Source organism: Frankia nepalensis (assembly GCF_016786325.1).
Lineage (GTDB): Bacteria > Actinomycetota > Actinomycetes > Frankiales > Frankiaceae > Pseudofrankia > Pseudofrankia nepalensis.
Window position 1 is genome coordinate 1 of record NZ_JADWYU010000063.1, and the last position, 9,064, is coordinate 9,064.

General features: G+C 70.6%; 8 protein-coding genes. 1 reads left to right on the top strand and 7 read right to left on the bottom strand.

Translation table 11 applies throughout. The features are described from left to right. Positions 1–60: 60 nt before the first annotated feature. The 6 genes from prcA to arc all read right to left on the bottom strand — a co-directional run bounded on the left by prcA (position 61) and on the right by arc (position 7,197). A complete protein-coding gene (gene prcA, locus I6A81_RS02795) occupies positions 61–786 on the bottom strand; it encodes a proteasome subunit alpha (RefSeq protein WP_203003372.1) in 726 nt (241 codons plus the stop codon). Position 787: 1 nt separating this feature from the next. Further along, complete coding sequence (gene prcB, locus I6A81_RS02800; protein ID WP_203003371.1) at positions 788–1,612, bottom strand: proteasome subunit beta; 825 nt, start codon at positions 1,610–1,612, stop codon at positions 788–790. Between the two features lie 10 nt (positions 1,613–1,622). After that, complete coding sequence (locus I6A81_RS02805; RefSeq protein WP_203003370.1) at positions 1,623–2,564, bottom strand: endonuclease VII domain-containing protein; 942 nt, start codon at positions 2,562–2,564, stop codon at positions 1,623–1,625. Between the two features lie 87 nt (positions 2,565–2,651). Further along, positions 2,652–2,870, bottom strand: coding sequence for a ubiquitin-like protein Pup (locus I6A81_RS02810; RefSeq protein WP_203003369.1), 219 nt, complete (start codon positions 2,868–2,870; stop codon positions 2,652–2,654). 584 nt (positions 2,871–3,454) lie between these two features. Beyond that, complete coding sequence (gene dop, locus I6A81_RS02815; RefSeq protein WP_407661237.1) at positions 3,455–4,972, bottom strand: depupylase/deamidase Dop; 1,518 nt, start codon at positions 4,970–4,972, stop codon at positions 3,455–3,457. A gap of 416 nt (positions 4,973–5,388) precedes the next feature. Beyond that, the gene (gene arc, locus I6A81_RS02820) at positions 5,389–7,197 is read right to left on the bottom strand and encodes a proteasome ATPase (protein ID WP_203003368.1); all 1,809 of its coding nucleotides are present in this window, start codon (positions 7,195–7,197) and stop codon (positions 5,389–5,391) included. A gap of 144 nt (positions 7,198–7,341) precedes the next feature. Here arc and I6A81_RS02825 point away from each other — a divergent pair, with 144 nt between their 5' ends. After that, a complete protein-coding gene (locus I6A81_RS02825; protein ID WP_307874424.1) occupies positions 7,342–7,638 on the top strand; it encodes a ferredoxin in 297 nt (98 codons plus the stop codon). Positions 7,639–7,921: 283 nt separating this feature from the next. Here the strand turns inward: I6A81_RS02825 and I6A81_RS02830 are convergent, their stop codons facing one another. Continuing rightward, positions 7,922–8,908 (bottom strand): tRNA (adenine-N1)-methyltransferase, encoded by a 987-nt coding sequence (locus I6A81_RS02830; protein WP_307874425.1) that lies wholly within the window; start codon positions 8,906–8,908, stop codon positions 7,922–7,924. Between the last annotated feature and the right edge of the window lie 156 nt (positions 8,909–9,064).

A 9,064-nucleotide genomic window follows, 5' to 3' on the forward strand; every position in this document is an offset into this window, starting at 1 on the left:
TAATCCCTCCGGGGGCGGGGGGGCGGCGGCCGCGCCGGCGCGGGACCGGCGAACGGCGCGTCAGGCGTCGGCGGTCTCCGCCAGCAGACCGTCGAGCTGCGCGCCGATGACCCGCTTGAACTGCCGACGCGGGCGGGTGCGGTCCAGAACCGCCACCTCGAGGTTGGCCGCCGACAGCACCCGCTCGCCGTTCGCCGCCCCGCCCGGCTGGACACCCGCCGTCAGCGCCTTCACCGCCACCCGCAGCGCCGCCGCCAGCGGCTGGCCCGCCGTGTGGTGCTCCCGCAGCGACGTGTTCACCTGCTCTGACTGACCCCCGATCGCGACGAATCCCCGCTCGTCCGCGATCGAACCGTCATACGTCAGCCGATAGATCTGGTCCGACTCGGGCGTCGGCCCGACCTCGGCGACCACGATCTCCACCTCGTACGGCTTGATGCTGTCCGTGAAGATCGCGCCGAGCGTCTGCGCATAGGCGTTCGCCAACGCCCGGGCGGTCACGTCCCGCCGGTCGTAGGTGTAGCCCTTCATGTCCGTCAGTCGGATCCCCGCCGTACGCAGGTTCTCGAACTCGTTGTACTTCCCGACCGCGGCGAACGCGATCCGGTCATACACCTCACTGATCTTGTGTAGCGTCGCGGACGGGTTCTCGGCGACGAACAAGATGCCGTCCGCGTAGGTCACGATGACGACGCTGCGGCCGCGCGCGATGCCCTTCCGGGCATATTCCGACTTGTCCCGGACCCACTGCTCCGGACTTGCGTAGCCGCCGAACGGCATGGTCACGTCATCCTCCCGGGTTCGTCAGACGATCGGCGACGAGGGCGTCCACCACGGCCCCCACCTCGTCGTCCGAGTACCGCCGGAACCCGTCGGCGGTGACGGCCGCGACCACCGGGAAAATCCGGCGGGTCATGTCAGGACCACCGGTCGCCGAGTCGTCGTCCGCCGCATCGTAGAGCGCCTCCAGGCTGATCCGGACAGCGCGCTCCTCCGACAGGTCGTCCTTGTAGAGCTTCTTCAACGCACCCCGGGCGAACAGCGACCCCGAACCGATCGAATGGAAGCCCTTCTCCTCCGACCGGGCCGCCGCGATGTCATAGGAGAAGATCCGGCCGGCGCCCGTGTCGAGGTCGTACCCGGCGAACAGCGGCACGACGGCCAGGCCCTGCATCGCCATCGGCAGGTTGCCCTTGACCATGAAGCCGAGCCGGTTCGCCTTCGCGTCCAGCGACAGCACCGCGCCCTCGATCTTCTCGTAGTGCTCCAGCTCGACCTGGAACAGCTTCACCAGGTCCGCGCCCACGCCCGCGGTGCCGGCATAGCCGACCGCCGAGTACTCGTCGGCGTGGAACACCTTCTCCACGTCCCTCGTCGCGATCAGGTTCCCCTGCGTCGCCCGCCGGTCACCGGCCATGATCACGCCACCGGGGAAGGTCACCGCCACGATCGTGGTCCCGTGCGCCACCTCCGTCACGGGCACCGGCAGCTGCTCGCGGCTGCCGGGCAGCAGATCAGGCGCCGCGAGCGACAGGAACTCGGTGAACGACGACGTTCCCGGCATCATGAACACGGACGGTAGACGCCCAGCCACGCCAGTTGGGTCCGGCACGCATCCCCCTTCAAGTAGTAGTCACGACGGGCCGCAGGTAACGCGCCGCCCTGGCCAGGCGGTCCGGATCGTCCCCGAAGCTGCCCATCCCGGTATTGCAGCCGAAGCACAAGATGCCACGGACCTTGCCGGTCGCGTGGTCATGGTCGACGTGTTCCGGCGACTCCGTCCCGCAGACCGCGCACCCGCCGGCCTGGATCTCGATCATCTTGGCCATCTCGCCGGGACTCAGGCCCTTCCGGCGATAGAACAGGCGATCTAGGTTGATACCAGACAGCCAGGCGTCGTCACCAGGCACATCCGCGTCACCGCCCGGCGCCCGGCTCGGGGACGGCATCCGCATCCACCACGCGGCGGCCAGGCACTCGGCGCCCCAGAGCCACAGGTAGCGCATCGCGTCCAGGAGGCGCGTCGGGTCGTCCTCGAAGGTGCCCAGCCCCACGTTGCAGGTGAAGCAGAGAACGCCGCGAACCACACCCGTCGCGTGATCGTGGTCCACGTGCTCGGCCGGCCGCTCCTCACAGATCGCGCACATGCCACCCTGATCCGCGACCATCTGGGCGACCTGCTCGGCGGTGAGCCCGTAGCGCTCCTTCAGCTTCCAGTTCCGCGACGTACCGTGCAGCCGCTCGATGCTTGCGTACGCCCGCGCGTTGTTACAGGGCCTGCAGTAGGTATGCAGGCCGTCAGAGGCACGCTTCCTTGTGGCAAATTCCGACGCGGGCTTGCGCTCCCCACAGTCGGGGCAGACTCGGTAGCCGTCGAACTCCAACGGACGGGTACGCCGACCGTCCCGGAGGTCACCCGCCTTCTTCCGCTGGTACCGCTCACGGTTGCGCCGCCGGTAGCACTCGACGCAGTAGTTGTGCCTGCCGTCCTTCATCTGTGCGTGCGGGTGGAACTGCTCCAGCGGCTTGGCGACGCCGCAGTCGCGACACGTCTTCAGGGTCATGGGAAGGTTCGCTCTTGATCGTGGACCGCTCGGGCGCCTAGCGGGGCAGTTGACAGACTTTAGGATGACACGCTAGGATGGAGGGTTCTACTCCCCTCCCTTCTGAATGTATCCCTTGACAAACTCTTCGGCGTTTTCCTCGAGAACGTCGTCGATCTCGTCCAGGAGCGAGTCGACGTCCTCAGAGAGCTTCTCGTGCCGTTCCTTGAGGTCAGAGGAGTTGCGCTCCTCAACCTCGACCTCTTCGACCTCGTCGTCGCGGCGGCTGCCGTGGGTCTGGCCGCCGCTGGTGTCCCTGCTCGGCATGGCTGCCTCCTGTCGTCGCGGGCGGCGCGCCCAGCGCCGCCCGGTCGGTCAGGCGCCGCCACCCCGGCCCCGGATGGTCCGTGGCTGGTCCATGGGGGCGCCGCCTGCGATCACACTATCCCGGCCCGCCGGGGGCTTCCGATGGTTCCGGGAGAGCTCCACTCCACCACGACTCCATCACGAACGCCCGGCCACGTCCGCCCGTCAGCCCTAAGCGCAACGGGGGTTGGACGACGTCCTGACACGCCATCCGGCCACGTCAGCGGCCCGGGGGCGTCATGTCTTCTCAACGACAGTGACGGCCGGCGTCGGTCACCGGGCGGCGACGGGCCAGCACGGCCCGCGCCCGGGCCAGCCGCCGCTTCGCGGGCGCCCGGGCTCACCCGTCCGTGGCTTGGGTGCCTCCGATGCGTTCGGCGCGGCGAGGGCGCGCGGCGCCCGGCCCGGCCGTCCGTGGCCGATCTCGCCAACCCAGCCAAGAGACCGGGCACGGACGGTCCCGGCTGTGGTCTTCCAGACCTGCCCCTGGCAGGTGGGGGGAGGGCGTGAAGCGCCCGACGGCTGGGGCGCTTCGCGTCCCAGCCTTACTTGCCAGAGAGGGCGTCGACGAGTTCGGCGGCGGTGCGGCAGCGGTCGAGCAGGGCGCCGACGTGGTTCTTGGTGCCGCGCAGCGGTTCCAGGGTGGGGACGCGCTGCAGCGAGTCGCGGCCGATGTCGAAGATGACGGAGTCCCAGCTGGCGGCGGCGACCTGCTGCGGGTACTGGGCGAGGCAGCGGCCGCGGAAGTAGGCCCGGGTGTCGGCGGGGGGCTCGGTCATGGCGCGGGTGACGTCGTCCTCGGTGACGAGCCGGTCCATGCGGCCGCGGGCGACGAGCCGGTTGTAGAGGCCCTTGTCGGGGCGGACGTCGTGGTACTGGAGGTCGACGAGCTGGAGCCGTGGGTCGTTCCAGGGCAGGTTGTCGCGGGTGCGGTAGCCCTCGGCGATGGAGAGCTTGGCGACCCAGTCGAGTTCGCGGGCGCAGGTCATCGGGTCCTGCTCGAGGCGGGTGAGGACGGATTCCCAGCGGGCGAGGATGTCGGTGGTCTGGGCGTCGGCGTCGGTGCCGTAGCGGTCCTCGACGTACTTGCGGGCCTGCTCGAGGTATTCCATCTGGAGCTGGACGGCGGTCATCTTCCGTCCGTCGCGCAGGGTGAGCAGGTGTCGCAGGCCGGGGTCGTGGGAGACGGCGCGCAGGGCGGCGACGGGGCCGTCGACGGACAGGTCGACGGTGAACCAGCTGTCTTCGATCATCGACAGGACGAGGGCGGTGGTGCCGACCTTGAGGTAGGTGGCGATCTCGCTCATGTTGGCGTCGCCGATGATGACGTGCAGGCGGCGGTACTTCTCGGGGTCGGCGTGCGGCTCGTCGCGGGTGTTGATGATGGGCCGCTTGAGGGTGGTCTCGAGGCCGACCTCGACCTCGAAGAAGTCGGCGCGCTGGCTGAGCTGGTAACCGGCGGTGCGGCCGTCGACGCCGATGCCGACGCGGCCGGCGCCGCAGTAGACCTGGCGGGTGACGAAGAAGGGGGTGAGGTTGCGGACGATCTCGCCGAACGGGGTGGAGCGGGCCATGAGGTAGTTCTCGTGGCAGCCGTAGGAGACACCCTTGTTGTCGGTGTTGTTCTTGTAGAGGTTGACCGGTTGGGTGCCGGGGACCTGGAGGGCGCGCCGGGCGGCCTCGGCCATGACGCGTTCGCCGGACTTGTCCCACAGGACGACGTCGCGGGGGTTGGTGCATTCGGGCGCGGAGTACTCGGGGTGGGCGTGGTCGACGTAGAACCGGGCGCCGTTGGTCAGGATGACGTTCGCCAGGCCCAGGTCGTCCTCGTTGGCCGGGGCGGCGGGGTCGACGACGGGCTCGCGCGGCATCTCGAAGCCGCGGGCGTCGCGGAGCGGGGACTCCTCTTCGAAGTCCCAGCGGGCCCGGCTGCCGCCGCTGGCCACTCGGTTGGCGTAGGAGTTCACGACCAACGAGGAGGCAAGCATCTGGTTGGTGTTGGGCTGGCCGGGCACCGAGACGCCGTACTCGGTCTCGACACCCATGATCCGGCGAACGCTCACTCCCTCAGCGTAGGCCGTCCGCGGCGACTTGGACGGCCGGACGGGACCGTTGTTTCGTCGCGGGCCCGGCGTCCCGCCGGGCCCGACCTGTCCTGAACGCCCGGCATGTGGCCGCGCCGGGCGGCTGAAGGAGAGCGTCTTGTCCGCGTGGGGTGGATGTGCGACGGGGCCTGGGCCGGTCCGGAACGTCCGATATGCCGTCCGGCGTCCGGCGACGGCGCCGTCGCCGGATGGCGGATGGCGGGGCGACGGGGGCGACGGCGAGGGCGGCCACGTGTCGTGGCCCGTGCCGCGAAGACGGCCGAGGCCGCCGTTCCTGGCGGGAACGGCGGCCTCGGGGTGCCTGTGGGGTGGTGCTGTCCGGGCGGGCCGCCCGGCGCCGCCCGGGGGCGGTGGAGCCGGGTGGCCCGCTTCGGTTACAGGTACTGGCCGGTGTTGGCGATGGTGTCGATGGAGCGGCCGGCTTCGGTGCCCTTGGTTCCGGTGACGAGGGTGCGGATGTAGACGATCCGTTCGCCCTTCTTGCCGGAGATGCGGGCCCAGTCGTCCGGGTTGGTCGTGTTCGGGAGGTCTTCGTTCTCCTTGAACTCGTCCATGCAGGCCTGGAGCAGGTGCTGCATCCGGATGCCCTTGGCGCCGCCTTCGATGTGCTCCTTGACGGCCATCTTCTTGGCGCGGGCCACGATGTTCTCGATCATGGCGCCGGAGTTGAAGTCCTTGAAGTACAGGACTTCCTTGTCGCCGTTGGCGTAGGTGACCTCGAGGAAGCGGTTCTCCTCGCTCTCGGAGTACATCCGCTCGACGGTCCGCTGGATCATGGCTCCGACGGTGGCCTCGGGGCTGCCGCCGTTCTCGGCCACGTCGTCGGGGTGCAGCGGCAGGTCGGACAGGACGTACTTGGCGAAGATGTCCTTGGCCGCCTCGGCGTCGGGCCGCTCGACCTTGATCTTCACGTCCAGCCGGCCGGGCCGCAGGATCGCGGGGTCGATCATGTCCTCGCGGTTGGAGGCGCCGATGACGATCACGTTCTCCAGCAGCTCGACGCCGTCGATCTCGGCGAGCAGCTGCGGGACGATCGTGTTCTCGACGTCGGAGGACACGCCCGAGCCGCGGGTCCGGAAGATCGAGTCCATCTCGTCGAAGAACACGATGACCGGCATGCCCTCGGACGCCTTCTCGCGGGCCCGCTGGAAGACCAGGCGGATCTGCCGCTCGGTCTCGCCGACGTACTTGTTGAGCAGCTCGGGGCCCTTGATGTTGAGGAAGAACGCCCGGCCGCTGCCGCCGCCGCTCTGCGCCTCGACCTTCTTGGCGAGCGAGTTGGCGACGGCCTTGGCGATGAGCGTCTTGCCGCACCCGGGCGGGCCGTAGAGGAGCACACCCTTCGGGGGCTTGAGCCGGTGCTCGACGAACAGTTCCTTGTAGAGGAACGGCAGCTCGACCGCGTCGCGGATCATCTCGATCTGGCCCTTGAGGCCGCCGATCTGCTCGTAGCCGATGTCGGGGACCTCTTCGAGGACGAGTTCCTCGACCTCGGACTTCGGGATGCGCTCGAACGCGTAGCCGCTGCGCGGCTCGACGAGCAGCGAGTCGCCCGCGCGCACCGGGCCGTCGAGCAGCGGCTGGGCGAGCATGACCACCCGCTCCTCGTCCGTGTGTCCGATGACGAGCGCTCGATCGCCGCCTTCGAGGACCTCCTTGAGCAGGACGATCTCGCCGTGCCGCTCGTAGGCGCGCGTCTCGACGACGTTGAGCGCCTCGTTGAGCATGACCTCCTGGCCGGGCCGCAGCGCGTCGACGTCGACGTTCGGCGACACGGTCACCCGGAGCTTGCGGCCCTGGGTGAACACGTCGACGGTGCCGTCGTCGTACGGGTTCAGGAAGATCCCGTATCCGCTCGGCGGCTGTGCCAGCCGGTCGACCTCCTCCTTGAGCGTGACGATCTGGTCACGCGCCTCGCGGAGGGTGGCGACGAGTTTCTCGTTGTGGGCCGAGGCACTCGCCAGGTCGGCCTGGAGCTCAGCAAGCCGCTCCTCGAGCACCCGAACCTGTCGAGGCGACTCGGACAGCCGCCGTCGCAACATGGCCACTTCCTCCTCGAGGAAGGCGACCTGCGTCGTGAGTTCGTGCACTTCCTTCTGGTACGCCGACGTTCGCGCCGTTTCGGCGTCACCAGGACGACCCGTGCTCCCATCGGAGCCAGAGCCCGAACGGGGACCGGACACCGCGCCTCCACCTCCCCCGTGCTGACCGGGACGCACCCAACACTACCGTTGTGACCGCCGCTGGCAGGCAAGGTCCGCGAGGACGGTCGGGCTTTGCCGTAAACAGCGGGTTACGGTGCCATGGTGACAGACGATCGGAGCCGCGTGGCAACTCCTACGAACTCGGGTGTTTCGAGTGGCCTTCGGGTCCGTGTCGACCAGGGGGCCTGCACCGGCGACGGATTGTGCGTGACACGTGCTCCATCCGTGTTCGAGCACGACATCGACGGGCTGGCCTACGTGAAGACGGCCGACGGCGACCTGCTGACCGAGCCGGGGGCGCGGACTGTGATCCCGCTCCCACTGGTCGACGCGGTGATCGACGCCGCGGACGAGTGTCCCGGGGACTGCATCTACGTGGAGCGGCCGGACGGCACGCTGGAGGCGGGCCCGGGCTCCTGACCGGCGTGGCCGGCTGGCCGGCCGCCCGGCGCGGGTGGGCTCGGCGCCGGGACGCGCTGAGGGCGGGGACGGCGGCACGGGTCACCACTCTGCCCGGGGGCGTGGCCGCTCGCCATCCGAGAGCCCGGCGGCCGCGACGAGCGCCCCTCGCCGGGTGAGCCGCGCGCGGCGGTCCGGCTGTCGCGGGGCACGGCGTCCAGGGAGCCGGCGTCCCGGAGGCGGCGGCGGAGGGCCGGCGTCCAGGAGGTTGGCGGCGGAAGGGCCGGGGCGGGCCTGGCGGGGGTCAGGGCTCGTCGGCCGGGCGCCGCGGGGCCGCCTCACCGGCCAGGGTCGCCTCGCCGGCCGGCGCCGCCTCATCGACGAGCGCGGGGCCGCCGGGCGCGGCCGCCTCCCCGGTGGCGGGGTCGGGCTCGCCGTGGGCGCCCTTGGCGGGGCGGCGACGGCGGGGCGGTGGCGTGACGCCGTCGGCGAGCCGGCGGGCGGTGAGCAGGAAGCCGGTGTGGCCGACCATCCGGTGCTCGGGGCGGACGGCCAGGCCGTCGAGATGCCAGTCGCGCAGCATGGTCTCGAAGGCGGCCGGCTCGGCGAACGCGCCGTACTCGCGCAGGGCCTCGACGGTGCGGGACAGCTGGGTGGCGGTGGCCACGTAGGCGCACAGCACACCGCCGGGCACGAGCGCCCTGGCGACGGTCCCCAGCACCTCCCAGGGCGCGAGCATGTCGAGCACGACCCGGTCCATGTCGGTCTCCTCGGCCGTCCCGAGATCGCCGACGCGCAGCTGGTGGGCGGGGTGCGGGCCGCCGAAGAACGCCTCGATGTTGCGGCGGGCGACGTCGGCGAAGTCGGCGCGCCGCTCGTAGGACACCAGCAGGCCGGTATCGCCGACGGCGCGCAGCAGGGAGCAGGCGAGCGCGCCGGAGCCGACGCCGGCCTCCAGCACCCGGGCGCCGGGGAAGATGTCGGCATAGCCGACGATCATCGCGGCGTCCTTGGGGTAGACGACGGCGGCGCCCCGGGGCATCGCGAGCACGAAGTCGGCGAGCAACGGGCGCAGCGCCAGGTAGGGCGTGTTGCCGGTGCTGGTGACGACGATCCCTTCGGGGGCGCCGATCAGCTCGTCGTGGGCGAGGGCGCCGCGGTGGGTGTGGAACTGCTTGCCCGGCTCGAGCACGACGGTGTGCTTGCGCCCCTTGGGGTCGGTCAGCTGCACCCGGTCCCCCTTGGCGAACGGCCCCCGCCGTCGCGCCGCCTCCCCGGCCCTGGGCGGGATGGGTACCCCGGTGGCCTCCTCCTGGGGGTCCTGGCCGAGGTCGCCGTTGGTCTCGTCCACGCTCACGCTGTCCGGGTTCCCTTCCTACCGGTCCTACCTGCCGGGGTCGCCGCCGGATCGGCTCCGGAGCCGATCCGGGGCGCGTATAAACAACTA

Excerpts from the sequence above, each read along its gene's own strand:
- I6A81_RS02810 (WP_203003369.1), bottom strand. The coding sequence starts at position 2,870 with ATGCCGAGCAGGGACACCAGCGGCGGCCAGACCCACGGCAGCCGCCGC.
- I6A81_RS02805 (WP_203003370.1), bottom strand. The coding sequence starts at position 2,564 with ATGACCCTGAAGACGTGTCGCGACTGCGGCGTCGCCAAGCCGCTGGAG.